Raw genomic sequence first — 23,546 nt, 5'->3', positions numbered from 1 at the left:
TAAACACCAATGCAAGGACTCACATGAGCCGTTTGACAATCACCCTGTCCGAGCCGCGTTACCGGGCGTTGAAAGAAGCCGCCGCCCAGCGTGACAAAACCATTGGGCAACTCATTGACGAAAGCCTGGACTTCTACGGCATCAAATCGCGTGAGCAGGCGCAAGACCTGGTGCGCCGTGCGCGCCAGCTCAGCACACGCAGTGACGACCAAGCCATGGCGCTGGCACTGGATGCCCAGCGTGCAGCCCGCAGCGCGGGATGAGCCGTTTTTTCATCATCGACACCAATGTGGTGGTCGCAGGCTTGCTGACCTCGCATGCCGATTCGCCCGTGGCGCGTATTCTGGACGGCATGTTGGCTGCGGCCTTCCCGTTTGTGCTGTCAGAGGCGCTGTTGTCCGAATACCGCGCTGTGCTGGCCAGGCCGCATCTCGTCAAGATGCACCGGCTCAGCGCCGACGAGCTGGACACCATCCTGCTGGAACTGGCCCGCCACGCCATTGTGCTGACCCCCGCCAACAGCGACGCCACCCCGCAAGCGCCCGACCCCGGCGACCAGTTTTTGTGGGACTTGCTCAGCAGCCGTGACGACCTGTACCTGGTCACCGGTGACAAACTGCTGCTACAGGACCATGTTTTGCAAGATCGCGTTTTGACCCCGCACATGTTTGTGGACCGCCCATGACCCCCCAAGACTTCATCACCCAATGGGGCGCCCCCGACGGTGTGCCCGGCCCGGCCTATGGGCTCAACGAAGAGCAGGGCGCGCAAAGCCATTTTCTGGACCTGTGTGAACTGCTGGGCGTGCCCAAGCCGGGCAGTGCCGACGGTTACCGGTTTGAGGAAAAAAGCGCGGTCATCGGCGGCAAAACCGGTTATGCCGACGTGTTCAAACGCGGCGTTTTCGCCTGGGAGAACAAGGCCCCCGGCAAAAACCTCGACACCGCGCTCAAACAGCTGCTGACCTACAGCCTGGCGCTCTCCAACCCGCCGATCCTGGTGGTGTCTGACCGCCTGACGATTCGCATCCACACCCAGTTCACCGGCCACCCGAGCCAGACCCACAGCGTCAGCCTCTACGAGCTGGACCAGCCCGACAAACAGGCGCTGCTGCGCCGCATCTGGACCGCGCCCGAGAGCTTCAAGCCAACGGAGACCAACCGCGACATCACCGAGGCCGCCGCCAAAAGTTTTGCCACCCTGGCCGAGGGCCTGCGCCGACGCGGCATCACCACCGACGCACAGGGCCAGGCCAACCGCGTGGCCCATTTCCTCACGCAATGCCTGTTCTGCTTTTTTGCTGAAGACGTGGGCCTGCTGCCTGGGCGCATGTTCGAGCGCCTGGTCAACAACCGCCACATCACCCCGGCCAAACTCAGCCAGGGCCTGGCCGACCTGTTTGCCGCCATGGCCCAGGGGGGCATGTTTGGTGCCGACGACATCCCCTGGTTCAACGGCGGCCTGTTCAAACGCATCGACGTGCCGACCCTGAGCATCCTGGACGTGACCGAGCTGCGCAACGCCGCCAACCTCAACTGGAGCGCCATCGACGTGTCGATCTTTGGCACCCTGTTCGAGCGTGGTCTGGACCCGGCCAAACGCAGCCAGCTCGGCGCCCACTACACCGACACCGCCACCATTGACCGCATCATCGACCCGGTGCTGCGCCGCCCGTTGCTTCAAAAATGGCAGCAGGTAGCCCAGGAGATACAAGGGCTACAGGCCAAAAGTACCAAGAAGGGTGACAAGAACTACCGCGCCGCCAAGGCGTGTTTTATCGGCTGGCTGGACACTTTGCAAAACTACCGCATCCTCGACCCAGCCTGCGGCAGTGGCAACTTTCTGTTTCTGGGCCTCAAGGCGCTCAAAGACATCGAGCACAAGAGCCATCTGGACGCCGCCGCGCTGGGGCTGGACCGCGAGGCCGACTTGGTCACTGGCCCTCACAATGTGCTGGGCATTGAGCTCAACGAATACGCCGCCGAGCTGGCGCGGGTGACGGTGTGGATTGGTGAGCTGCAGTGGCGCATGGCGCACGGTTACGAGTTCAAGACCAACCCGGTGCTGGAGCCGCTGGACCACATTGAGTGCCGGGATGCTTTGCTTTGCTTTCCTGATGCGGTTTCTGATGGCGAGGACGCTGCTTCTGAGGAGGCAGGCTGTGAACCCGGGGCGCGGGCGGCGCAGAGGCCGCAGCCTCATACGCGTTGCTTTTTAAAATCGGCTGCGACCTCCGCACCACCCGCACCCCTGAGCGACAACGGCTCGCCCTCGGTGACCGAAGCCACTTGGCCGACAGCCAATGTGGTGATTGGCAACCCGCCGTTTTTGGGTGATCGCAAGATGATCCGGGAGTTGGGTGAGGACTACACCTTCACGCTGCGCCGCGTGTATCAGGGGCGGGTGCCAGGGGGCGCTGACTTGGTGTGTTATTGGTTTGAAAAGGCACGCTTGGCGATCGAGCGCGATGGTTTGCAGGCGGCCGGATTGGTTTCTACCAATTCGATACGTGGCGGTGCCAATCGCAAAGTGTTGGATGCGATTTGTCAAAGTACCCGGATTTTTGACGCTTGGAGTGACGAGGGCTGGGTGAATGACGGTGCTGCAGTTCGGGTTCCCCTCATCGCATTTGGTGACAAAGCCCAAATAGCGCGACTGGACAACGTAGCAGTGACAGCGATATCTGCAGATTTGACCGAGCAAGACTTATCTGGCCTAAATGACCTCACCGGCGCAGCGAAGCTGCCTGAAAACACGAGCGCATCGTTCATCGGTACGCAGAAAAACGGCCCTTTCGATATCACTGGGCAACTCGCCCGGGAATGGCTGCGGCAGCCAAATCCCAATGGGTTATCCAACGCAAAGGTGCTTCGTCCCTGGGTGAATGGAATAGCCGTAACCAGGCGTTCAGAAGATTTGTGGGTAATTGACTTTGACAAAATGAGTGAAGCAGATGCCTGTCTGTTTGAGTTGCCGTTTGCAAAGGCAATTCGAGAAGTAAAGCCTACGCGGTTGGAACTCAGAAGAGATTGGCATCGTTTGCATTGGTGGTGTCATGGTGATCCACGACCCTCAATGAAACTTGCTTTGCGTGACCTACCAAGGCAAATCATCTCTCCTCGCGTTTCCAAGCACAGAGTGTTCGCTTGGTTTAGCAGCGCCGTTTTGGCGGATAGCGCTGTGGTTGCCATCACCCGCGCCGACGACACCACGTTTGGCATCCTTCACAGTCGATTCCACGAACTTTGGTCACTGCGTATGTGCACCTGGTTGGGGGTAGGTAACGACCCGCGCTACACCCCCACGACCTGCTTCGAAACCTTCCCCTTCCCCGCAGGCCTTACACCCGCTGATACCGCTCACCAGCGCACCGAAACCCTGCCCGGCGGCGCTTTGATCCCTGCCGACCTCTATAAGGAAAATCAGCCTCTAGCCCTTATGAATCAAGGGCAAGTAGCTACAAATACCATATTGACTTTGGCCAACGGTGTCGATCCGTCCAGCACCTCCAAGGCGCGGGTGGTTCGGAGGTCGGGGGCGATTTTAAAAAGCAACGCGTATGAGCCCCCGGCATCCGAGCCAGCCGCGCCGGGCGAATCACCGCAGACCGTAGCGCATCACAACACCAGCCCAGCCACCAGCAAGAGTTCAACCAAGGTCTCTGCGCCCCTGGGCCTGCGTGACCACGCCATTGCCATCGCCCAGGCCGCCAAAAAGCTCAACGACCTGCGCGAAGCCTGGCTCAACCCGCCCGAGTGGACACACCGCGTGCCCGAGGTGATACCTCTGGGTTTGGACCATTCACCGTACCCGGACCGCATCGAGCCGCGCCCCGGCATCAGCGATGCAGACCTCAAGGCGCTGCACAAACGCACCCTCACCAACCTCTACAACGCCAAACCGGCCTGGCTGACGCTGGCGCACCAGCAGCTTGACTTGGCGGTGGCCGCTGCCTACGGCTGGGCTGACTACAGCCCGGCGCTGCCCGACGACGAGATTCTGAAACGCTTGCTGGCGCTGAATCTGGCGCGTTCTGGTGGTGATGCGGCATCTGGCAAGCTCACCCAATCAGCGTCTGTGGCTGATGTTGCACATGATGTCTGAGACCGCCATCCCCACCTACTGGCATGTGATCACCCGTTTTGGTGAGGTGCAAACCTTGCTGCCGGCGGCGCTGTGGGTGTGCCTAGCGTTGCTGCGCTCGCATGCCACGCGGGTTTTGGCCTACAGGTGGTTGTTCTGGCTGGCGCTGGTCACGCTGTTGAATGCTGCCTCCAAGCTGGCGTTCATCGGTTGGGGTGTGGGGGTGGCCAGCTGGAACTTCACCGGCTTTTCGGGCCACGCCATGTTCTCTGCAGCGATTTACCCGCTGTTGCTGGTCACGCTGGTGGCCCAGCGTTCATCGCGCTGGCACAGGGCGGCGCTGGGTTTTGGCCTGGTGCTGGCCGCTGGGGTAGCGCTGTCGCGGGTGATGGTGAATGCCCATTCGGTGTCTGAGGTGGTGTTAGGCTGGCTGCTGGGCAGTGGGGTGACGCTGTTGGCCATGTCCCGACCCGCTCTGCAAAGTGCACGCTGGCATCTGTATGTGCCGACGCTGCTGGCACTCTGGATGGTGCTGGCGCCGCTGCTGGCGCCACCCGCGCCAACCCATTGGATGGTGACCCGGCTGGCGTTGCTGCTGTCCGGGCGTACGCAGCCCTATACCCGGCTTGATCTGACGCCGGAGCGGCGCCCGCTGCCACCGGCACCGCTGCCTCAAGCCACGGTGCCGGGCTGAGCAAGATCTGTGGCGCCAGGGGCGCCGTTTTATGGACTTATCATCATTTGTATGCTGACACACATCGTTTTCTGGAAACTCAAGGACCACGCCGAGGGCGCGGACAAGGCCACCAACCTGGCGCGCGCCAAGGCGCTGCTCGAGTCCTGCGCCGAGCTGGTGCCTGGCATGCTGCGGTTTGAGGTGGCCACGGCCCAGCCGGGCCATGAATGCACCTATGACCTGGTGCTGTATTCGCAGTTTGAAGACGCCCAGGCGCTGGCGGCCTACCAGAACCACCCGGATCACGTGGCCATCAAGCCCTTCATCGGCGCCATCCGGCTGGAGCGCCAGTGTATGGACTACACCTATCCCGCACCATGAGCGATACCTCGAACCTGTCGTACAGCTCGGTGCCTTATGTGCTGCGGGTGATCCTGGCGCGCCCGGTGTTTTGGGGCGCCTGGCTGGTCGGTGCTGTGGTGGCCTGGATCGTGCCCGCAGCAGAAGTACAAGCCTGGGTGGCCAAGGCCATTTTGGGCTGGAACGCTGGCGTTGCGGTGTTTTTGTTGGGCGCCGCCTGGCAGATTTTTGGCAAACCGCGCACCAGTGTGCGGGTGCTGGCGGTGCTGCAGCAAGACGGCAGGCAGATCGTGCTGGGGTTGGTGGTGGCGGCGGTGCTGTTGTGCCTGGGCACGGTGGTGGCTCAGCTGGCGCTGGCCCGGGAGCTGCCAGCAGCGCAGCGGCTGGCCCACACGGTGCTGGCCGGTCTGACGCTGGCCAGCGCTTGGGCGGTGACCCAGGTCAGTTGTGCGCTGCACTACGCGCAGGCTTATTTTTATGCGCAGGTGCAGGGCAGCCCTGCGGTGTTGCGCTGGTCCGAGGAGCGGGTGTGTGACTACCGGCGTTTTCTAGGCTTGGCTGTGGCGCTTGGCACCGTGGGCCGTAGCACGCAGGCCCACATCAGCAGCACCGAGCTTGTGCGTGTGCTCTGGGTGCAGCGCGGGCTGGCGGTGTTGTTCAACCTGATGCTGTTGGTGTTGCTGGGCAACCTGGCCAGCGGGTTGTTGTAGCCGCGTTCATGACCAGCTTGCCAGAGACGCCAGGCGGTGAATCCGCTTATGTGTTGCGTGTGTTGCGCTCACGCCCGCGTTTGTGGGGGTGTCTGGCAGCGGGTGTGTTCACCGCCGCGTTGATTCCGCAGGCCACGGTGCAGCCCTGGGTGACACGCGCCATCATCGGCTGGAACGTGGGCGCGCTGGTGTACCTGTTGCTGGCGGCCTGGATGATGTTCGGGTCCACCCACGAGCGCATGCGCAGTCGTGCGGTCTCGCAGGACGATGGCAAGTTTCTGGTGTTGTTGCTGGTGGTGGGTGCGGCGCTGATGTGTGTCTGGGCCATCGTCGCCGAACTCTCGATGGTCAAGGAGCTTACTGGTGAGCTGCGGCGCAGCCATGTGCTGCTGGCCACCCTGACGCTGGCCAGTTCCTGGGCCTTCACCCAGGTGGCGTTTGCGCTGCACTACGCGCACGATTTTTATGTGTCGGTGGCCCAGGGTGCACCGGGTGGGCTGGACTTTCCGGGCACCCACGCGCCGGACTACGCCGACTTTGTGTACTTTGCCATTGTGATTGGCACCTCGGCACAAACAGCGGATGTGAGCTTCACCAGCCGCAGCATGCGCCGCATTGGCACCTTGCACTGTGTGCTGGCGTTTTTCTTCAACACCACGCTGCTGGCCTTGACGATCAACATCGCCTCAAGCCTGTTTTGAAGGCGCTTTAGCCCAGTCGCCAGCCGCCCGCCCCCAACACGCCAATCAGCCCAATGGCAATCAGGTAGATGGCCACGATGGTGCTGAGCAACCTGGGCATGACCAGGATCAGAATGCCGGCCAACAGTGAAATCAGGGGGGTGAGGCTCAGGTGGATGTTCATGGGTTCAGTTGTTCAACAGGATTTGCAGGATGACGCCGGTGCTGATGGCAACCAGCAGGTAGTCGCTGCCGCTTTGTACCCAATGGTAGCCGCGTGGTGGTGCCGACAGCCGGTGGCCACGCCAATCGTTCACCACATATTGGCGGCTGCGGTACTCGGCGGGCAGGCGAGCGCCCCGGTGGAACGCGTGGTTGGGTCCGGCGCCGCGTTGGTTTGACTGCGCCTGGTGCTGCGGCATGGGTTGGGGCGGCGCACGGTGTGCCTCGTTGTGGCGCGCCTGACCCGGTGGCTGTTGGGGGCGCTGGCTGTTCTGCTGGGACATCGGCCGCTGGGCCGGGACGACGCAGTTGCCGGGTGTGTTGCGGCAGTCATTTTGATTGTGCGGGGCGCGTGGCTGCGGGCCGTGGCCCTGCGCCAGGGCGCTGGTGCTGATGGCCAAAGCCATGGCCAAGCCCAAAACCGATGTGGTGTTCATGTGGTGATCTATGTGGGTGTCAAAAAAAGAGGGAGAAACGTGGGTTCACGTTCAGCTGCGGGGCTCACCACGCCGGTTGACGGTGATGCTGTCGCCTGGGGGTGTTTGCAACTGCACATGGTGGTCCAGGCCGCGGAAGTTGTAGCTCACATCCCAGAACTCGGGAGGTGCTTGGCTGGGCATCTCCTGGCAGCGTTGTACATCACGCGTGGAGGCTGGCTGCGGCTGGTTGTAGCGCCCGACCTGGTTGCCCATGGCGGCTCCCGCCACCGCACCACCAATGGTGGCCAGGTCTTTGTCCGAACCACCACCCAACTTGTGTCCCAGCACACCACCTTCCACGGCGCCTGTCAGGTCGTTGTTGCTGCGCTGTTTCACCGGCAGCTGCTCGCGCTCGACCCAGCAACGCTGCTCGGGCGGACCCACCACCGCACGCACTGAGCTGACACGTGCCTGGTACAGCCGCTCGTTCTGGCGCGGGCGGTAGTCGGGTGGGGTGGTCGTAGGTAGCGGCGCGTAGCGCAGGGTTTCAACACGGGTGTTTGGGCTTAGGGGGCGCACCGACGACACCTGCCTGTTCAAACCCATGGCTGCCAGCGAGGGGTAAACACCCTGGCGCAACACCACGCAACGGCCGTTGAAATCACTGTCCTCACATACCTCCCAGCGGCCACGGGTCACCTCTGCGGAGGAGGATCGGTCGTTGAAGCCAAAGCGAGAGAAGTCGTTGATGGTTTTTTGTGTGCTGAAGGACTGGCCGCGAAATTGGTCCCGCTCATAAAAACTGATTTGAGCCGCCGCCTGGCTGGCCAGCACCACACCAACAGCAACACAAAGAGGTCTCAACAACAGAGGCATGGCGGGTTCCTGTGAATTGGGCGGTGCTGTGCACCTTGTGTGGTGGCCAGCTTGGGGGGCGACTGTGGCATGGTGCGGCGGGCCTGTCTGTGTGTTGCCGAACAATCAGTCTGTGGGCCGGCACACCGACCACGCAGTTTGCATGAGGTAGTGTGTGCCACCGTTTTACCCCATGGACCGCAGGCATCGCTTTCTCCTTGCTGCTGCTTGCGCCTCTGTGGGGCTGGACGGCTTGGACATTGGCTCGAAGCTCGCTGAATTTCCTGCAAAATGGCTCCCAACAAGGACTTACCATGCCACGCACCATCCAACAACTTTTTGACCTGAGCGGCAAAACTGCGCTGGTCACCGGCGGCTCGCGCGGCCTGGGTTTACAAATGGCCCAAGCGCTGGGTGAAGCGGGCGCACGCCTGATGTTGTGTGCACGCCAGCCCGACGCACTGGAAGCGGCCTGTGCTGAACTACAAGCCGCTGGCATCGACGCACGCTGGGTGGCGGCCGATTGCGCGCAGGAGGCCGACATCCACAAGCTGGTGTCCGAGACCCTGCAGCGCATGGGTGACGTGGACATCCTGGTCAACAACGCCGGTGCCACCTGGGATGCCCCGGCGCAAGACCACCCGCTGGAGGCCTGGGACAAGGTGATGGACCTCAACGTGCGGGGCATGTTTGTGCTGAGCCAGTTGCTGGGCCGCCAAAGCATGATCGCGCGGGGTGGGCGCATCATCAATGTGGCCTCGATTGCCGGGCTGGGTGGCAACCCGCCGGGCATGAGCAGCATTGCCTACAACACTTCCAAGGGTGCGGTGATTGCTTTCACCCGCACGCTGGCCTGCGAGTGGGGGCGCTACGGCATCAACGTCAACGCCATCTGCCCGGGTTTGTTCCCCAGCCAGATGACCGCCGACACCCTGGTGCTGCTGGGTGAGGAGCGACTGGCCGCCAGCGCGCCGCTGCGCCGCCTGGGGGATGACGAAGACATCAAGGGCGTGACGGTGTTGCTGGCGTCGGATGCGGGCAAACACATCACCGGCCAGTGCCTGGTGGTGGATGGTGGCACCAGCGCGTACATGCGAGGGTCTGCCGCATGACCCTATCCCTGCCCAGCACCGACTTTGGCGTCGATATCCCGTTTGTGAAGCACCTGGGTTTTGTGCTCACCGTGTTTGCTGACGGCCAGTCCGAGGTGGACTTTACACCGCAGCCCGAACACCTCAACTCTTACCAGGTGACCCACGGTGGTGTCGTGATGACGCTGCTGGATGTGACCATGGCGATGGCGGCCCGTGCCGCACCCGGGCGCACCGGCGTGGTCACGGTGGAGATGAAGACCAGCTTCATGCGGCCCTCACAAGGGCCTTTGACAGCGCGCGGCACCCTCAAGCACCACACCGCCACCCTGGCCTTCACCGAGGCCACGGTGTATGACGCGCACAACCAGGCCTGCGCCCATGCCACCGGCACCTTCAAGTACATCCGGCGCCTGCCGGTAGGCAGCAAAAGTGTGCATGGCTTCAATAGCGCCTTGGCCCAGTCGGATGCCTGATCTATATGAAAAATTGGCCTCTAGCCCTTTTTCAGCAAGGGCCTATAGCTACACATGAAGGAGCAAACAGGTGTTGCCACCGATCCGGCTGATTCCCGAGCATGCGGCGCAGTACCGCGACCTCATGCTGCAAGCCTATGCCCAGCACCCACAGGCGTTCAGCTCCAGTGTGGCCGAGCGCGCTGCTTTGCCCGTGAGCTGGTGGGTCAGGCGGCTGGAACCTACCGACGACGCCCCAGAGGTGGTGCTGGGGGTGTTTGATGCGCAAGAGCTGGTGGCGGTGGTGGGGGTGGGTTTTGAGGCACGCGACAAACTGCGCCACAAGGCCACCTTGTTTGGCATGTATGTGGCGCCCCAAGCGCGTCAGCGCGGGCTGGGTGCCGCCTTGGTACAGGCCGCGCTGGACTGCGCCCGTGCACGCCCAGGCATCCAATTGGTGCAGCTCACCGTGACCGAGGGCAACCAGGCAGCGCAAGCGCTGTACGAACGGTTTGGTTTTGTGAGTTTTGGGCTGGAACCCATGGCGGTTGCGGTGGCGGACGGTTTTGTCAGCAAAAACCACATGTGGCGCCCGTTGGCTGAATAAACCCTTGTTATGCACCATAAGCGTGCATATTGCTCAGGGAAAACCCTCTCTAAGGCTTGGTAGGCTGCTAGACTCAGAAGGTTTAGCCGTCGGTTAAACCCTGCCATGCAATCTATCTTTTTGAGTGAAATGTCATGTTACGAGCAGACCGTGTGAGCAACCCCCTCCTGAAATCCAAAATCATGTCGGCAGAAGCCGCCGCCGCGCTGATACCGCCGGGCGCCAATGTGGGCATGAGTGGTTTTACGGGGTCCGGCTACCCCAAGTTGGTGCCGGGGGCGCTGGCGCGGCGCATGAAACAGGCACATGCAGCGGGTGAAGCCTTTCGCATCGGGCTGTGGACCGGTGCCAGCACCGCACCCGAGCTCGACGCGGTGTTGGCCGAGGCGCATGGCGTTGAGATGCGCCTGCCCTACCAGTCTGACGCCACCGTGCGCAAACAGATCAACGCTGGCGAAATGCAGTACACCGACCTGCACCTCTCGCACGTCGCGCAGCTGGTCTGGTACGGTTTTCTGGGCCACCTGGACGTGGCCGTGATCGAAGTGGCTGGCATCTTGCCCGACGGGCGGCTGATTCCGTCGTCATCGGTTGGCAACAACAAAACCTGGATCGACCAAGCCGACAAGATCATCCTCGAAGTCAATTCCATGCAAAACCTCGGCATGGAAGGTATGCACGACATTTATTACGGCACCCAGGTGCCGCCAGACCGCCAGCCGATCCCGCTGGTGCGTGCCAATGGCCGCATTGGTGAAGCCTACCTGCGTTGTGACCTGAGCAAGGTGATTGCGGTGGTCGAAACCAACCAGCCCGACCGCAACACCCCGTTTGCCGCGCCCGACGAAAACTCGCAACGTATTGCCAACCACGTCATCGAATTTCTCGGTGCAGAAGTCAAGGCCGGGCGTTTGCCGCCAGACCTGCTGCCGTTGCAATCGGGTGTGGGCAACATTGCCAACGCGGTGCTGGCCGGGCTCAACAACGGCCCGTTCGAGAACCTGACCGCCTACACCGAGGTGCTGCAGGACGGCATGCTCGACATGCTGCGCTCGGGCAAACTGGTCTCGGCCTCAGCCACCGCGATCTCGTTCAGCCCCGAGGCGATGAAAGACTTCAACGAGAACATTGAGTTCTACAGCAAACGCATCGTGCTGCGCCCGCAAGAAATCAGCAACCACCCTGAGGTGGTGCGCCGCTTGGGTGTGATCGCGATGAACGCGATGATCGAGGCCGACATCTACGGCAACGTCAACTCCACCCACATCAAGGGCACCAGCATCATGAACGGCATTGGCGGCTCGGGCGACTTTGCCCGCAATGCCTTCCTGTCTTTCTTTGTGACGCCGTCCACCGCCAAGAATGGCGCTTTGTCGTGCATCGTGCCGATGGTGTCCCATGTGGATCACACCGAACACGATGTGCAGATCATCGTCACCGAACAGGGCCTGGCCGATTTGCGCGGCCTGTCGCCCAAACAGCGTGCCCGCCTGATCATCGAGAAGTGTGCCCACCCCGACTACCGTCCGGCACTCACCGAGTACTACGAGCGTGCCCTGCGCGAGTCCCCCGGCAAACACACCCCGCATCTGATGAACGAAGCCTTCAGCTGGCAGGACAACGCCGTCAAGGTGCTTAACACCGAAGCCGCCTGATCTGAGGTGGCAGCGGGGCTGGGGCGGCATCCCAGCCTTGAGCGCGCATCTTGTGTGCTGTGATTTTGATAGCCTCCAGTCCTTTATATATAAGGGCTGGAGGCTATTTTGTTATGGAAGCCCTCAGAACAGTCATTTGGTGAGCGCGTCACTGTGCCACCCAACCTCCATCCATGTTCCAGGCCACACCCCGCACGTTGTTGCCCGCGGGTGAGCAGAAAAACACCGCGAGTGCGCCCAACTCTTCGGGCGTGGTGAAGGTTTTGGAGGGCTCTTTTTCGCCCAAGATCAGCGCAACCGCCTCGTCGTTGGAGAGGCCCAGCGCCGCCGCTTTGGCGTCCACTTGTTTTTGCACCAGCGGGGTCAGCACCCAGCCTGGGCAAATGGCATTGCAGGTGACGCCGCTGCTGGCGTTTTCCAGCGCGGTGACCTTGGTCAGGCCGACCAGGCCGTGTTTGGCGGCCACATAGGCGGACTTTTCAGCTGAAGCAACCAGGCCGTGGACCGAGGCCAGGTTGATGATGCGGCCCCAGCCCGCCGCCTGCATTGCGGGCAGGACCAGACGGGTGGTGTGGAAGGCGCTGCTGAGGTTGATGGCGATGATCGCGTCCCAGCGTTCAGGTGGAAAACTCTCAATGCGCGACACATGCTGGATGCCAGCGTTGTTGACCAGGATGTCGACCCGGCCAAAACGCTGGGCAGCAAAAAACATCAAAGCCTCAATCTCTTCGGGTCGGCTCATGTCGGCGCCGTGGTAGGCCACTTGCACACCGAGTGCCGCGACTTCGGCCGTGGGGCCGTCCACATCCCCAAAACCGTTCAGCACGATGTTGGCACCTTGTGCGGCGAGTGCCTTGGCAATACCCAGACCAATGCCGCTGGTGGAGCCGGTGACCAGGGCGGTTTTACCTGTGAGCATGGGAACTTCTCCGCAAAAAATAGATGGGTTGGGGGCGACCAAAGCGGGGTGGCTGGCCGGATTGAATTAGGATGCAGTCATTATCCAGTGACGCCCCATCATGTCCAACCCCACCCTTGCATTTATCGATTGCCCCGACGCCCAGGGCAGCCACCGCATGGCCTATTGGCAATGGGGCAACCCGGCCAGCCGCCATGTGGTGCTGTGTGTGCACGGGCTGACGCGCCAGGGCCGCGACTTTGACACGCTGGCGCAGGCGCTGTGTGAACAGGCGGGTGGCGACATCTGCGTGGTGTGCCCGGATGTGGCGGGTCGCGGCCAGAGCGATTGGCTCCAAGACCCGCAGGGCTACCAGCTGCCGTTTTATGCGGCTGACATGCTGGCCTTGCTGGCGCAGCTGCAGCCCACCCGGCTGGACTGGGTTGGCACCAGCATGGGGGGCTTGATTGGCCTGGTGCTGGCGGGCCAGCCCGATTTGCCGCCTTTTGCCAAGGTCCACCGTCTGGTGCTCAACGATGTCGGGCCGGTGATCGAATGGCAAGCGCTGCAGCGTATCGGTCAGTACCTGGGCCAGGTGCCGGTGTTTGACACCGAGCAGCAAGCGGCTGACGCGCTCTGGGCCATTGCCAGCAGCTTTGGCCCTCACACCCCAGAACAATGGCTGGCCCTGACACGCCCGCAGATCAAGCCGCTGGCCGATGGCTCTGGCCGACTCACCCTGCGTTACGACCCAGCGCTGGCCGAGCCGTTCAAAGCCATGACGCCGGAGTCTGCCGCCCAGGGTGAGGCGTTGTTGTGGCAGGCCTATGACCAGATCCGTGCACAGACGCTGCTGGTACGCGGTGCCGAGTCAGACCTGCTCTCAGCCGCCACGGCGCAGGCCATGACACAACGCGGCCCGAAGGCGCAACTGGTTGAATTTGCCGGTGTGGGCCACGCACCCACGTTTGTGCCGCAGCCGCAGGTGGATGCGGTGCTGTCTTTTCTGCTGGCCCCCGACCGTTAGAGGCCACACCCAAGCCCACCTTTATTGATTCAGTGTTTTCATGAAAATTTCCGAGATTGAAGTGACCACCCCCGAGCGCTCTGCCCAAGCCGTGCTGCCAGTGGTGGCCGCCACCGCCCAGAGTCTGCCTGAGCACCCGCAGGCCTTGGCGCGGGCCCGTGCCTTTGCCGAGCCGCTGCTGTCCTGCGAAGAACTCGACACCGGCGAAAACACCTTGGCCCATGCCGATGCGGTGGCCGTCATTCTGAAAAGTATCGGTGGTTCGGAGGCGATGCAGGCCGCCAGTTACCTGGTGTACGCCTGTGACCACCTGAACAAACCGCAAGAGGTGATTGCCAAGGCCTTTGGTGACAACTTTGCCGCGCTGGCCATGGAAACCACCAAGCTGGTGCGGGTGCAGCGCCAGGCGCGCATGGCCAAGGCCACCCGCCCGGCGGTGGTGGTGGACACTCCGGCGGCGCAACAGGCGGCCGCCGTGCAGACCGAAAACGTGCGCAAGATGTTGCTGGCGTTTTCGCGCGATTTACGGGTGGTGATGTTGCGCCTGGCCTCGCGCCTGCAGACGCTGCGTTTTTTTGCGGCGACCAAGCGGCCCATGCCCGAGGGCATTGCGGCCGAGTCTCTGCAAGTGTTTGCGCCGCTGGCGAACCGCCTGGGCATCTGGGAAATCAAGTGGGAGATGGAAGACCTGGCCTTCCGCTTTCTGGAGCCCGACACCTACAAACAGGTGGCCCGCTTGCTCGATGAAAAACGCGTCGAGCGCGAGGCCCATGTGGAGCGCATGCGCAGCCAGTTGGAGGCAGATCTGAACGCCAACGGCATTGTGGCCAAGGTCTCGGGTCGGCCCAAACACATCTACAGCATTGTCAAAAAAATGCGTGGCAAGTCGCTCGGGTTCGACAAGGTCTACGACGTGCGTGCGCTGCGTATCCTGGTGGCCAGCGTGCCCGAGTGTTATGGCGCCTTGAGCTGGGTGCACCACCATTTCACCCCGATCACCGAGGAGTTTGACGACTACATCGCCAAACCCAAGGTCAACGGTTACCAGTCTTTGCACACCGTGGTGCGTGACGCGGCCGGGCTGCCGACCGAGATCCAGATCCGCACCCAGGCCATGCACGACCATGCCGAAAACGGTGTGGCCGCGCACTGGGCCTACAAGGAGGCGGGTGCCAAGGGTTACGCGGGGGTGTCGGCCACCGGCGCCTATGACGCCAAGATCGCGGTGCTGCGCCAGCTGCTGGCCTGGGAACGCGATCTGTCCGGTGTGCAGACGCAGGACCTGCTGGACGACCGCATCTACGTGCTGACACCCGATGCCAATATCGTTGAGCTGCCGCAGGGTGCCACCGTGGTGGACTTTGCCTACACCGTGCACACCGACCTGGGCCACCGCTGCCGGGGGGCTCGGGTGGACGGCGCCATGGTGCCCCTCAATACCGCGCTCAAAAACGGCCAGACGGTCGAAGTGACCGCCGCCAAAGAGGGCGGCCCCTCGCGTGACTGGCTCAACACCGAGCTGGGTTACCTGGTGAGCCACCGCGCCCGCACCAAGGTGCGCGCCTGGTTCAACGCGCTGGCCCTGAGTGAAACCATTGCCAAAGGCCGCGAGGCGGTTGAAAAACTGCTGCAGCGCGAGGGCAAAACTGCACTCAAGCTCGATGACCTGGCGGTGCAGCTGGGTTTTGCCAACGCCACCGCGCTGTTTGAGGATGTGGGCAAGGACGAGTTCTCGCTGCGCGCCATCGAGCAGGTGCTGCGCCCACCCGAAGCGCCGCAGTTTGACGCCAATGCCCCGGTGTTGCGTAAACCCCGCTCGGGCGACAACCCGAGCAAAGGCGGCCTGCTGGTGGTGGGGGTCGACTCCCTCATGACCCAGATGGCCAAATGCTGCAAACCGGCGCCGCCGGACGCGATTTGTGGTTTTGTCACGCGTGGCAAGGGTGTCAGTGTGCACCGCAAGGACTGCAGCAACCTCAAGGAAATGGTCGCCAAAAATGGCGAGCGCCTGATCGAGGTGGAGTGGGGCGTGGCACGCGCCATGAGTGGCTCGGTGTTCCCGGTGGATGTGGCGGTGCAGGCGCACGACCGCCAGGGCCTGTTGCGCGACATTTCCGAAGTCTTCACCAAAGAGAAGATGAACGTGATTGGGGTGCAGACCCAGTCCATCAAGGGCATCGCTTGGATGACCTTCACCGTGGAGGTGTCCGACTCGGGCCGCCTGCACAAGGTGCTGGGCCTGGTGGCTGAGCTACCGGGTGTCAACTCGGCTCGCCGGAAGTAATGCCTTTTTTACCCTCCAGCCCTTGATGTAAAAGGGCTGGTAGCTATCTATTTTGTAATTCTCTGAACAAGCGTCATGGCCCACACTTTCCTCTGGCACGACTACGAGACCTTTGGTGTCAACACCCGCAGCGCCCGCCCGGCGCAGTTTGCCGCGATCCGCACCGACGCCGATCTGAACCAGGTGGGGGAGCCGATCATGCTGTATTGCCAGCCGGCCAACGACTTTTTGCCCGACCCCCAGTCCTGCCTGATCACCGGCATCACGCCGCAGGAATGCCTGGCCAAAGGCCTGCCCGAACACCAGTTTGCGGCGCAGATTGAGCAGGCGCTGGCCTGGCCCGGCACCGTGGGTGTGGGTTACAACACCATCCGTTTTGACGACGAAATCACCCGCTTCATGTTCTGGCGCAACCTGATCGACCCCTATGGACGTGAGTGGCAAAACGACTGTGGCCGCTGGGACATCCTGGACGTGGTGCGCACCGCCTACGCCCTGCGCTCCGAGGGCATCCAGTGGCCCAAAAACGCCGAGGGCAAACCCAGCTTCAAACTCACCGACCTCACCGCCGCCAACGGTCTGGTCCACGAAGCCGCCCACGATGCGCTGAGCGACGTACACGCAACAATAGCCCTGGCACGGCTGATCAAAGCCGCGCAACCACGCTTGTTTGACTTCTGTTTTGGCCTGCACAAAAAAGACCGGGTGTTGACCGAGCTGGGTTTGCCCAGCACCCCCGCCAACGCACGGCCGTTCTGGCATGTGTCAGGCATGTTCTCGCCTGAGCGCGGCTGCTTGGCGCTGATGTGGCCGCTGGCCATGCACCCGGGCAACAAAAACGAGCTGCTGGCCTGGGACCTGTCGCAAGACCCGAGCGAGTTGGCCAGCCTGAACGCCGCACAGATCCAGCAACGCCTGTTCACCCGCAGCGCCGATTTGCCCGAAGGTGTGTTGCGCCTGCCGATCAAGTCGGTGCACATCAACAAATCACCGATGGTGATGGGCAACCTCAAGGTGCTCAGCGAACCCATGGCGCAGCGCTGGGGCATCAACGTGGCCGAGCAACTGGACAACGCGGTGAAAGCCCGCGACCTGCCCGACATGAGCGCGATCTGGGCCGAGGTGTTTAAACGCGAGGCCAGTGGCCCGGTGGATGTGGACCAAGACCTCTACGGCGGTTTCATCGGCAATACCGACCGCCGCCGCCTCAACGACCTGCGCCAAAGCAGCCCGGAGCAACTGGCCCAAGCCCGCCCGGCTTTTGACGATGCCCGGCTGACCGAGCTGTTGTGGCGTTACCGCGCGCGCAACTTCCCGGCCAGTTTGTCGGCGGACGAGGCCACCGCTTGGGAAGCCCACCGCGCGGCCCGGCTGCTCGAAGGTGAGGGCGGGGCACTCACCTTGACCGCGCTGTTTGACCAGCTCGACCAACTGGCCGAGACGGCCGATGAGCGCGGTGAAGCCGTGTTGGGTGCTTTGTACGACTATGCGGAGATGGTTGCGCCGCAGGTCGATTGACAGCGCCGTGAGCGCTGGCGGACGCCAAAAGCCCACCCAGGTTAATGGCCAGGCACCGTTGGTTTGCTCTCCACATAGGCCCAGAAATCATCTGTGACCTCGTACTGCGGAAACGCCGTTTTGTGTTGTTCGGCCAGATAGTGCAGGGCCATCAGGATGTCCGCCGGAAAACCGCGACGGGTGCCATTGCGGGTGCCGTGTAACAGCCCCTCCATGTAGGCCACAAAGTTGCTGTGGCCCCAATAAGATGTTAGCTTGTCACCGATATGCGGGAAGGCCTTGGCCACGGTACGGAACTGCGGGTTGTTGTTGAGCACGGTGAACCTCCTCGGTAGTAGCCGCCACTGGCCGTGCCTAGATGGCATGGATGGCCAAACAATGTATAGCTGTCAGTCCTTGCTTGTAAAGGGCTTCAGGCCAAAAAGCCGATGAAGTGATGGTGCTGCAGGTGTGCAAGGCGAGTGCTGAAGTGCTTGTTGTCCGGTCGACTTGTGAGTAAGCGGGGCACTGCACCCTGCAAGCCATTTCCTGCTGTCGGCTGTTTGGGAAATGCTGGTTAAGGCCTTGGATTCAACCGGTCGCTGCAACAAGTTGGCTGAATCGTTCAGCAGGTGTTTCATAGTCTAGAGTTTTCCTTGGGCGTTCGTTGAGTTTTCTCGCAATCGCATTCAGCTGTGCCTGTGAGTAATGCGAAATATCGACCCCCTTGGGGAAATACTGCCGCAACAGTCCATTCGTGTTTTCATTGCTTCCACGCTGCCAAGGACTGTGGGGCTCACAGAAATAAACGCTGATGTCGGTGGCCAATGTGAAACGCTTGTGGTCCGCCATTTCATGCCCCCGGTCCCAAGTCAGCGATTTGTAGAGTTCCTGGGGCAACTTGCGTGCGTTTTTGATCAGCGCATTGACCACCGTCTGGGTATCTTTGCTGGCAACCTTTACCAGCATCACGTAGCGCGTCTGACGCTCAACCAGTGTCGCAATCTGGTTGTTGAGACTCCCAAACAGCAAATCGCCTTCCCAGTGGCCTGGTACGGCCCGATCCTCCACGCAGGCTGGGCGCTCACTGATGGATACAGCATTGGTGATCTTGCCGTGGTTGTCCGTCTTTTGTGTGTAGTGACGTGAACGGCGCATGGCTCTGGTACGCCTCAAATGCTGCAGTAGTTCCTTCTTCAATGCGCCGCGGGCTTGAATGAACAGACTGCGGTAGATTGTTTCGTGTGACACGTGATAGTCCTCGTCGCACGGGTAAGTATGCTTGAGCCACCCAGCAATTTGCTGGGGTGCCCATTGACATTGGTGCTTACCCGCCACGATGTTGGCCAGCTTTCGCTTGGCCACCAGTTTGCACGTCTTGGGGCGACGCGCCCGATCCCAAGCCGCTTGGTCGGCCTGGGCTGCGCGGTAGCAGCCTTGGCCACCATTGCGCTGGATCTCCCGGCTGACAGCTGAGGGAGCACGCCCAAGCTGGCAAGCGATTGACCGGATCGATCGTCCCGTCGCCAATGCGCGTGATATCTCTTCGCGCTCGGCCAGGCTCAACGCCAATTTGGAACGACAGCGTTGAGCCGGGCGTATGCCTCCAGTCTCAGCCAAGATGCGACTGACGGACGAGTGATTGCGATCAAATAATTGGGCAATCTGTTGAAGGGACTCACCCTTTTTCCAGCGATCCCACATCAGAGCCTTCTGGCTGTCTGTGTAGTAAATCCTTGGTCTTTGCTTCATCTGCAACACTCCTTCTGCTTACGCAGTCTCTAGTGTGTTGCAGCGACCGGTTGAATCCAAGGCTGATTCCCGACATTCAACTTTCCAAACTGCTTGCCTCAAACGCGACATTGAAAGAAGTGGCTTGTTCTTATCCGATCTTGCAATGATTTTGCCAACCGGACCTAACGAACGTGGATTTCTCTTGCTGAAACTGGAAACAGGTTTTTGCTGCGCTACTCAATATGGAAGCGTAACACCCCCTAGAGAAAACCCAGTAACTTGTAACCAAGAAGAAAAATACCCCACTGTCCACAACGTCACGTCCATCCAATAGGCCATGACGGTGCTCAGACAAACTAGATTCAGCGCTTGAGAAGACGACGAAGTGCCTCAATGTGAGTTGGATCCGTCTCGTATCGTTGCGGATGGTCAGCGAGATAGATGCCTGACGGGGCACCAGGCTTGGAGCGCAACAGCCACAACCCACGTTCGCCGCGTTTGTGAGTCATGTCACTGCCCGAGCGAGGGCCATTTTCTGACGGGGTAGCAACGAAAGCCAAAACCTGAGCGGATGGTCCCTTTAGCACCTCGGCAATCGTGATCACGCCCATGTCCAGAATGGGTGCAGTTTCGCCGAGGGCAGTTGCACCTACAGCCGATTGCCCCGACCATTCACCCAGAACGATCAACTCTGACTGACTGACCAATTGTTCATCCGTAAAGCGTGCAAACATGGCTGACGATACGCTAGGCAGCCCAGCAGCCAGAATCACGGCGACAGCACGTCGCCGATTCAATTGGGCGTCTGGGATTGCTTTCAAACTTTAGGCTGCGCCGAACGACGCCGAAAAACCAACATGACCAAGGCTAAACCCAATAGTGCCAGGGAACTTGGTTCAGGAACCGTGGATTGGATCGGTACGCCGTAAAGGTACTGCATTCCAGCGATGTCGTCTGCCTGCGGGCCGCTAAACTTTTCCGTAATGTACGGATTCATCAGGGAGTCGACCACACTGGTGTGGTTTAGGCCCAGCGCATGACCCAGCTCATGCGCCATGACTTGAAAGATACTAAAACCATCCCCAATAAGCCCTAGGCCCCAATTCTCTGCTGTGTCGAAATGAATGTCGCCAGCAAGCGAACCTCCATTGGCTGGTGGGTAATAGCCATGGGCCAAAACACCGAATTCGCCGTCGAAGGCATGGCCACTAATGCGGATGTCGGCATTCGTGCCTAAAGCATTGGACGCGACACCGTTGTCGACGACCTCCAAAAAGGTGAGGTTGGCTACGTTGGACCAAGCCGCGAGTGCGGACTGTATCTCTGCCTCAAAACCCACAGGCATGAAACTTGACAGTGCGGGGCAGATTCCCCCTCCTTCGGCTGAGCAGTCAATTGCTCCGGTCAGACTCCAGGTGATGGTCGCGCCAGTTCCGAGTGTGGGACTTCCCCACTTGCCAGGGCTGGTGGGGCCAACCACAAAGGCCGAAGCCAGGGTGGGAAGAATCAGAACTGAGGATAGTGCCAATTTGGCAACCAGCTTCTTTAGCATATTAGTTGTTCCGATTAAGGGTTGCCGCCTTTGGACGGAAAAGTCCAAAATGGACTAATTTTGAATGGCATGCAAAAAGTAGACCATCAACTTTAAATTGAATGTAAGTAATTGATTAAAAAAACAATTTGATATATATCGAATCTGACTAAGTCCGTTGAGCAGCCCAAATGTAAATATTCTCGACATTTTTGGTCCAGCTAAATGGCAGATGATGAGTTCTGCTGGCCACCATTCGGTCAGTCCATCGTTGTCAATATGCGGGGTACTTCAGGGATTGAATCAATGGCGTCTAGATTGCCACCCGGTGGCAAAGTCAGAAGATAGGCGAGCACATCGAGGTCATACTAATGACCATCGCTCATGGCGGCAAGGGTCTTCTGACTCAAAGGAAATTGGGAAGACATAAAGCCGCAATTCACCAATGCCCGGTACCGCTGCTTACCGCTCTCCCGCAGCCATCTCAATTTGCAGAGATTGAGTGCAAAATAAATAGCTACCAGTCCTTATAAATAAAGGGCCAGCAGCCAAAAAGACCATTCACTTATTGCGTACCAAAGATCCGGTCACCAGCGTCACCCAGACCCGGCAGGATGTAGCCGTGGTCGTTGAGCTGGCGGTCGATGGCTGCCGTGAAGATCTGTACATCGGGGTGGGCTTCGCGCAGGGCCTTGACACCTTCGGGGCAGGTCAGCAGGCAGACGAACTTGATGGAACGCGGTTGCAGCGCCTTGACACGGGTGATGGCGGCAATGGCCGAATGGCCGGTGGCCAGCATCGGGTCGACCACAATCACGTCACGCTCGGGCATGTCCTTGGGCATCTTGAAGTAATACTCCACCGCCTGCAGCGTGGCCGGGTCGCGGTACAGGCCGATGTGGCCCACACGGGCGCCGGGCACCACCGCCAGAAAACCCTCCAGCAGTCCGTTGCCCGCACGCAGGATGGAGGCCAGTGCCAGCTTCTTGCCGTCGATCATGGTGGCGGTCATGGTTTCCAGCGGGGTCTCGACCTCCACATCTTGGGTGGGCATGTCGCGGGTCACCTCATAAGCCATCAGCATCGCCAGCTCATTGAGCAGGGTACGGAAACTGGTGGTGCTGGCGTCTTTGCGGCGCATCAGGGTGAGTTTGTGTTGCACCAGCGGGTGCTTGATCACGTGAACGAAAGGATCGGATGTCGTCATGAATTGCTTTCCTGCATTTATCTTTTGGAACCGCCAAAGATACCACCCAAAACACCCCGGATGATCTGGCGACCCACTTCGCGGCCAATCGAACTGGCCGCACTTTTGAAAAGTTGTTCACCCGCCGAGGTGCGCCGGCCATTGCCACCGCCCAGCAGGCTGCCCAGGCCGGAGCCCAGGCTGTCGAGCAGGCCGCCGGACTCGGCGGCGGGGGCCTCAGCAGCGCCTGTTTTGTCTGCGCCGTTTTTGGCGGCGGCGTTGGTCCGTTCGGCAGAGCGGCCTTTGAGCTTTTCAAAGGCCGACTCGCGGTCCAGCGTTTTCTCGTAGACACCGGCGACGATGGACTCGGCCAGCAAGGTCTGGCGCTGCTCAGGCGTGATCGGACCAATCTGGCTGGCCGGGGGGAATACATAGACCCGTTCGGTTGGGCAGGGGCGGCCTTTCTCGTCCAGAAAACTCACCAAGGCCTCACCCACAGCCAACTCGGTGATCGCCGCGCTGATGTCCAGCCCGGTGTTGGGGCGCATGGTGTCGGCAGCCGATTTGACGGCTTTCTGGTCACGTGGGGTGAAGGCGCGCAGCGCGTGTTGCACCCGGTTGCCAAGCTGGGCCAGCACGTTGTCGGGGATGTCGAGCGGGTTTTGTGTCACAAAATACACGCCCACGCCTTTGGAACGCACCAGCCGCACCACCAGCTCAATGCGTTCGATCAGCACCTTGGGTGCGTCGTTGAACAGCAGGTGCGCTTCGTCAAAGAAGAACACCAGTTTGGGTTTGTCCAGGTCACCCACTTCGGGCAGGTTCTCGAACAGCTCACTCAGCAGCCACAGCAGGAACGTGCTGTACAGGCGCGGTGAATTCATCAGCTTGTCGGCAGCCAGCACGTTGATCAAACCGCGCCCGGCGCTGTCGGTTTGCATGAAGTCGTCGATGTTGAGCATGGGCTCACCAAAGAACTTGTCACCACCTTGGGCTTCGATCTGCATCAGGCCGCGCTGGATGGCGCCGATGCTGGCCGCGCTGATGTTGCCGTATTCGGTGGTGAAGCTCGACGCGTTGTCACCCACATGCTGGCACATTGCGCGCAGGTCTTTCATGTCCAGCAACAGCAAACCCGCGTCGTCGGCGATTTTGAACACCAATTGCAACACCCCAGCCTGGGTGTCATTCAGATTGAGCATGCGAGCGAGAAGCAGCGGGCCCAGATCACTCACGGTGGCACGCACCGGGTGGCCTTGTTCACCAAACACATCCCACAGCGTGGTTGAGAATGCTGCGTATTCGGGAGCATCCAGCCCTCGTTCAGCAAGGACTTTGGTCAGTTTTGGCGTGGAACTGCCGGCGCGTGAGATGCCGGTCAAGTCGCCCTTGATGTCGGCCATAAACACCGGCACACCGAGTTTGGCAAACCCTTCGGCCAGGGTTTGCAGGGTGATGGTTTTGCCGGTGCCGGTGGCGCCGGTGATCAGCCCGTGGCGATTGGCCTTGTCGGGCTGCAGGAAACACTGGGTCTGGCCGTGCTGGGCGATCAGGATAGGTTCAGGCATATCGGGCT

24 protein-coding genes are annotated in these 23,546 nt (G+C 60.8%); 14 read left to right on the top strand and 10 right to left on the bottom strand.

Translation table 11 applies throughout. The annotated features are described in order from the left end of the window. The first annotated feature begins 23 nt into the window (after positions 1–23). From FDG13_RS08310 to FDG13_RS08280, 7 genes are read left to right on the top strand one after another with little or no spacing between them, the layout of a single operon-like run. Positions 24–263, top strand: a complete 240-nt coding sequence (locus tag FDG13_RS08310; protein ID WP_180126635.1) for a CopG family transcriptional regulator — start codon at positions 24–26, stop codon at positions 261–263. Then, on the top strand, positions 260–685 hold the full coding sequence (locus FDG13_RS08305) for a putative toxin-antitoxin system toxin component, PIN family (protein WP_180126633.1): 426 nt from the start codon (positions 260–262) through the stop codon (positions 683–685). The genes FDG13_RS08310 and FDG13_RS08305 overlap by 4 nt, the downstream gene beginning before the upstream one ends. Beyond that, on the top strand, positions 682–4,104 hold the full coding sequence (locus tag FDG13_RS08300; RefSeq protein ID WP_180126631.1) for a class I SAM-dependent DNA methyltransferase: 3,423 nt from the start codon (positions 682–684) through the stop codon (positions 4,102–4,104). The genes FDG13_RS08305 and FDG13_RS08300 overlap by 4 nt, the downstream gene beginning before the upstream one ends. After that, positions 4,094–4,777: a phosphatase PAP2 family protein gene (locus FDG13_RS08295; RefSeq protein WP_180126629.1), complete on the top strand. Its 684-nt coding sequence runs from the start codon at positions 4,094–4,096 to the stop codon at positions 4,775–4,777. The genes FDG13_RS08300 and FDG13_RS08295 overlap by 11 nt, the downstream gene beginning before the upstream one ends. A gap of 51 nt (positions 4,778–4,828) precedes the next feature. Then, positions 4,829–5,140 (top strand): Dabb family protein, encoded by a 312-nt coding sequence (locus FDG13_RS08290; protein ID WP_180126627.1) that lies wholly within the window; start codon positions 4,829–4,831, stop codon positions 5,138–5,140. Then, complete coding sequence (locus FDG13_RS08285; protein WP_180126625.1) at positions 5,137–5,829, top strand: DUF1345 domain-containing protein; 693 nt, start codon at positions 5,137–5,139, stop codon at positions 5,827–5,829. The genes FDG13_RS08290 and FDG13_RS08285 overlap by 4 nt, the downstream gene beginning before the upstream one ends. Positions 5,830–5,837: 8 nt before the next feature. Further along, positions 5,838–6,530: a DUF1345 domain-containing protein gene (locus FDG13_RS08280; RefSeq protein ID WP_180126622.1), complete on the top strand. Its 693-nt coding sequence runs from the start codon at positions 5,838–5,840 to the stop codon at positions 6,528–6,530. Between the two features lie 7 nt (positions 6,531–6,537). Here the strand turns inward: FDG13_RS08280 and FDG13_RS08275 are convergent, their stop codons facing one another. Genes FDG13_RS08275 through FDG13_RS08265 form a run of 3 tightly spaced genes read right to left on the bottom strand, consistent with a single transcriptional unit; the run spans position 6,538 to position 8,026 of the window. Beyond that, positions 6,538–6,693, bottom strand: coding sequence for a DUF3096 domain-containing protein (locus FDG13_RS08275; RefSeq protein WP_180126620.1), 156 nt, complete (start codon positions 6,691–6,693; stop codon positions 6,538–6,540). 4 nt (positions 6,694–6,697) lie between these two features. Continuing rightward, positions 6,698–7,168, bottom strand: a complete 471-nt coding sequence (locus tag FDG13_RS08270; RefSeq protein WP_180126617.1) for an RcnB family protein — start codon at positions 7,166–7,168, stop codon at positions 6,698–6,700. 51 nt (positions 7,169–7,219) lie between these two features. Continuing rightward, positions 7,220–8,026, bottom strand: a complete 807-nt coding sequence (locus FDG13_RS08265) for a beta/gamma crystallin-related protein (protein WP_180126615.1) — start codon at positions 8,024–8,026, stop codon at positions 7,220–7,222. A 293-nt stretch (positions 8,027–8,319) separates the two neighbouring features. Between FDG13_RS08265 and FDG13_RS08260 the strand changes: the two genes are divergently transcribed. The 4 genes from FDG13_RS08260 to FDG13_RS08245 all read left to right on the top strand — a co-directional run bounded on the left by FDG13_RS08260 (position 8,320) and on the right by FDG13_RS08245 (position 11,813). Next, positions 8,320–9,117 (top strand): SDR family oxidoreductase, encoded by a 798-nt coding sequence (locus tag FDG13_RS08260; RefSeq protein ID WP_180126613.1) that lies wholly within the window; start codon positions 8,320–8,322, stop codon positions 9,115–9,117. After that, a complete protein-coding gene (locus FDG13_RS08255; RefSeq protein WP_180126611.1) occupies positions 9,114–9,572 on the top strand; it encodes a PaaI family thioesterase in 459 nt (152 codons plus the stop codon). Before FDG13_RS08260 ends, FDG13_RS08255 begins: the two co-directional genes overlap by 4 nt. Positions 9,573–9,642: 70 nt before the next feature. Then, positions 9,643–10,158, top strand: a complete 516-nt coding sequence (locus FDG13_RS08250) for a GNAT family N-acetyltransferase (protein ID WP_370528194.1) — start codon at positions 9,643–9,645, stop codon at positions 10,156–10,158. A gap of 134 nt (positions 10,159–10,292) precedes the next feature. Beyond that, positions 10,293–11,813: an acetyl-CoA hydrolase/transferase family protein gene (locus FDG13_RS08245; RefSeq protein WP_180126609.1), complete on the top strand. Its 1,521-nt coding sequence runs from the start codon at positions 10,293–10,295 to the stop codon at positions 11,811–11,813. A gap of 148 nt (positions 11,814–11,961) precedes the next feature. On the opposite strand, the gene FDG13_RS08240 is transcribed toward FDG13_RS08245, so the two are convergent. After that, positions 11,962–12,732, bottom strand: a complete 771-nt coding sequence (locus tag FDG13_RS08240; protein ID WP_180126607.1) for a 3-hydroxybutyrate dehydrogenase — start codon at positions 12,730–12,732, stop codon at positions 11,962–11,964. A 100-nt stretch (positions 12,733–12,832) separates the two neighbouring features. On the opposite strand from FDG13_RS08240, the gene FDG13_RS08235 reads away from it, so the two are divergent. The 3 genes from FDG13_RS08235 (at position 12,833) to sbcB (ending at position 17,540) form a co-directional block, all read left to right on the top strand. Continuing rightward, positions 12,833–13,738 (top strand): alpha/beta fold hydrolase, encoded by a 906-nt coding sequence (locus tag FDG13_RS08235; RefSeq protein WP_180126605.1) that lies wholly within the window; start codon positions 12,833–12,835, stop codon positions 13,736–13,738. Between the two features lie 40 nt (positions 13,739–13,778). Next, the gene (locus tag FDG13_RS08230; RefSeq protein WP_180126603.1) at positions 13,779–16,022 is read left to right on the top strand and encodes a bifunctional (p)ppGpp synthetase/guanosine-3',5'-bis(diphosphate) 3'-pyrophosphohydrolase; all 2,244 of its coding nucleotides are present in this window, start codon (positions 13,779–13,781) and stop codon (positions 16,020–16,022) included. A 75-nt stretch (positions 16,023–16,097) separates the two neighbouring features. Beyond that, positions 16,098–17,540 carry an exodeoxyribonuclease I gene (sbcB, locus tag FDG13_RS08225; protein ID WP_180126601.1) on the top strand — a complete coding sequence of 481 codons (1,443 nt, stop codon included), beginning with the start codon at positions 16,098–16,100 and terminating at the stop codon, positions 17,538–17,540. Positions 17,541–17,581: 41 nt separating this feature from the next. On the opposite strand, the gene FDG13_RS08220 is transcribed toward sbcB, so the two are convergent. From FDG13_RS08220 to FDG13_RS08195, 6 genes are all read right to left on the bottom strand, one after another. Then, on the bottom strand, positions 17,582–17,857 hold the full coding sequence (locus FDG13_RS08220; RefSeq protein ID WP_180126599.1) for a hypothetical protein: 276 nt from the start codon (positions 17,855–17,857) through the stop codon (positions 17,582–17,584). A 253-nt stretch (positions 17,858–18,110) separates the two neighbouring features. After that, positions 18,111–19,271 carry an IS30 family transposase gene (locus FDG13_RS08215; RefSeq protein WP_180126597.1) on the bottom strand — a complete coding sequence of 387 codons (1,161 nt, stop codon included), beginning with the start codon at positions 19,269–19,271 and terminating at the stop codon, positions 18,111–18,113. A gap of 344 nt (positions 19,272–19,615) precedes the next feature. Further along, positions 19,616–19,987 (bottom strand): hypothetical protein, encoded by a 372-nt coding sequence (locus FDG13_RS08210; RefSeq protein ID WP_180126595.1) that lies wholly within the window; start codon positions 19,985–19,987, stop codon positions 19,616–19,618. A gap of 83 nt (positions 19,988–20,070) precedes the next feature. Next, the gene (locus tag FDG13_RS08205) at positions 20,071–20,853 is read right to left on the bottom strand and encodes a matrixin family metalloprotease (protein ID WP_180126593.1); all 783 of its coding nucleotides are present in this window, start codon (positions 20,851–20,853) and stop codon (positions 20,071–20,073) included. A gap of 496 nt (positions 20,854–21,349) precedes the next feature. Further along, the gene (gene upp, locus FDG13_RS08200; RefSeq protein WP_180126591.1) at positions 21,350–21,991 is read right to left on the bottom strand and encodes a uracil phosphoribosyltransferase; all 642 of its coding nucleotides are present in this window, start codon (positions 21,989–21,991) and stop codon (positions 21,350–21,352) included. A gap of 17 nt (positions 21,992–22,008) precedes the next feature. Next, on the bottom strand, positions 22,009–23,538 hold the full coding sequence (locus tag FDG13_RS08195) for a helicase HerA-like domain-containing protein (RefSeq protein ID WP_180126589.1): 1,530 nt from the start codon (positions 23,536–23,538) through the stop codon (positions 22,009–22,011). Between the last annotated feature and the right edge of the window lie 8 nt (positions 23,539–23,546).

It is taken from the genome of Rhodoferax sp. BLA1 (assembly GCF_013416775.1).
In the GTDB taxonomy this organism is placed as follows: domain Bacteria; phylum Pseudomonadota; class Gammaproteobacteria; order Burkholderiales; family Burkholderiaceae_C; genus Rhodoferax.
The sequence above is the reverse complement of the archived record's forward strand: the minus strand, read 5'-3'. Positions and strand labels throughout refer to the sequence as shown.

Coding starts and splice junctions, on each gene's coding strand:
- FDG13_RS08295 (WP_180126629.1), top strand. CDS start 4,094: ATGATGTCTGAGACCGCCATCCCCACCTACTGGCATGTGATCACCCGT.
- FDG13_RS08305 (WP_180126633.1), top strand. CDS start 260: ATGAGCCGTTTTTTCATCATCGACACCAATGTGGTGGTCGCAGGCTTG.
- FDG13_RS08300 (WP_180126631.1), top strand. CDS start 682: ATGACCCCCCAAGACTTCATCACCCAATGGGGCGCCCCCGACGGTGTG.
- FDG13_RS08285 (WP_180126625.1), top strand. CDS start 5,137: ATGAGCGATACCTCGAACCTGTCGTACAGCTCGGTGCCTTATGTGCTG.
- FDG13_RS08195 (WP_180126589.1), bottom strand. CDS start 23,538: ATGCCTGAACCTATCCTGATCGCCCAGCACGGCCAGACCCAGTGTTTC.
- FDG13_RS08235 (WP_180126605.1), top strand. CDS start 12,833: ATGTCCAACCCCACCCTTGCATTTATCGATTGCCCCGACGCCCAGGGC.
- FDG13_RS08240 (WP_180126607.1), bottom strand. CDS start 12,732: ATGCTCACAGGTAAAACCGCCCTGGTCACCGGCTCCACCAGCGGCATT.
- upp (WP_180126591.1), bottom strand. CDS start 21,991: ATGACGACATCCGATCCTTTCGTTCACGTGATCAAGCACCCGCTGGTG.
- FDG13_RS08210 (WP_180126595.1), bottom strand. CDS start 19,987: ATGTTTGCACGCTTTACGGATGAACAATTGGTCAGTCAGTCAGAGTTG.
- FDG13_RS08260 (WP_180126613.1), top strand. CDS start 8,320: ATGCCACGCACCATCCAACAACTTTTTGACCTGAGCGGCAAAACTGCG.
- FDG13_RS08270 (WP_180126617.1), bottom strand. CDS start 7,168: ATGAACACCACATCGGTTTTGGGCTTGGCCATGGCTTTGGCCATCAGC.
- FDG13_RS08255 (WP_180126611.1), top strand. CDS start 9,114: ATGACCCTATCCCTGCCCAGCACCGACTTTGGCGTCGATATCCCGTTT.
- FDG13_RS08230 (WP_180126603.1), top strand. CDS start 13,779: ATGAAAATTTCCGAGATTGAAGTGACCACCCCCGAGCGCTCTGCCCAA.
- FDG13_RS08265 (WP_180126615.1), bottom strand. CDS start 8,026: ATGCCTCTGTTGTTGAGACCTCTTTGTGTTGCTGTTGGTGTGGTGCTG.
- FDG13_RS08310 (WP_180126635.1), top strand. CDS start 24: ATGAGCCGTTTGACAATCACCCTGTCCGAGCCGCGTTACCGGGCGTTG.
- FDG13_RS08215 (WP_180126597.1), bottom strand. CDS start 19,271: ATGAAGCAAAGACCAAGGATTTACTACACAGACAGCCAGAAGGCTCTG.
- FDG13_RS08280 (WP_180126622.1), top strand. CDS start 5,838: ATGACCAGCTTGCCAGAGACGCCAGGCGGTGAATCCGCTTATGTGTTG.
- FDG13_RS08290 (WP_180126627.1), top strand. CDS start 4,829: ATGCTGACACACATCGTTTTCTGGAAACTCAAGGACCACGCCGAGGGC.
- FDG13_RS08245 (WP_180126609.1), top strand. CDS start 10,293: ATGTTACGAGCAGACCGTGTGAGCAACCCCCTCCTGAAATCCAAAATC.
- FDG13_RS08275 (WP_180126620.1), bottom strand. CDS start 6,693: ATGAACATCCACCTGAGCCTCACCCCCCTGATTTCACTGTTGGCCGGC.
- sbcB (WP_180126601.1), top strand. CDS start 16,098: ATGGCCCACACTTTCCTCTGGCACGACTACGAGACCTTTGGTGTCAAC.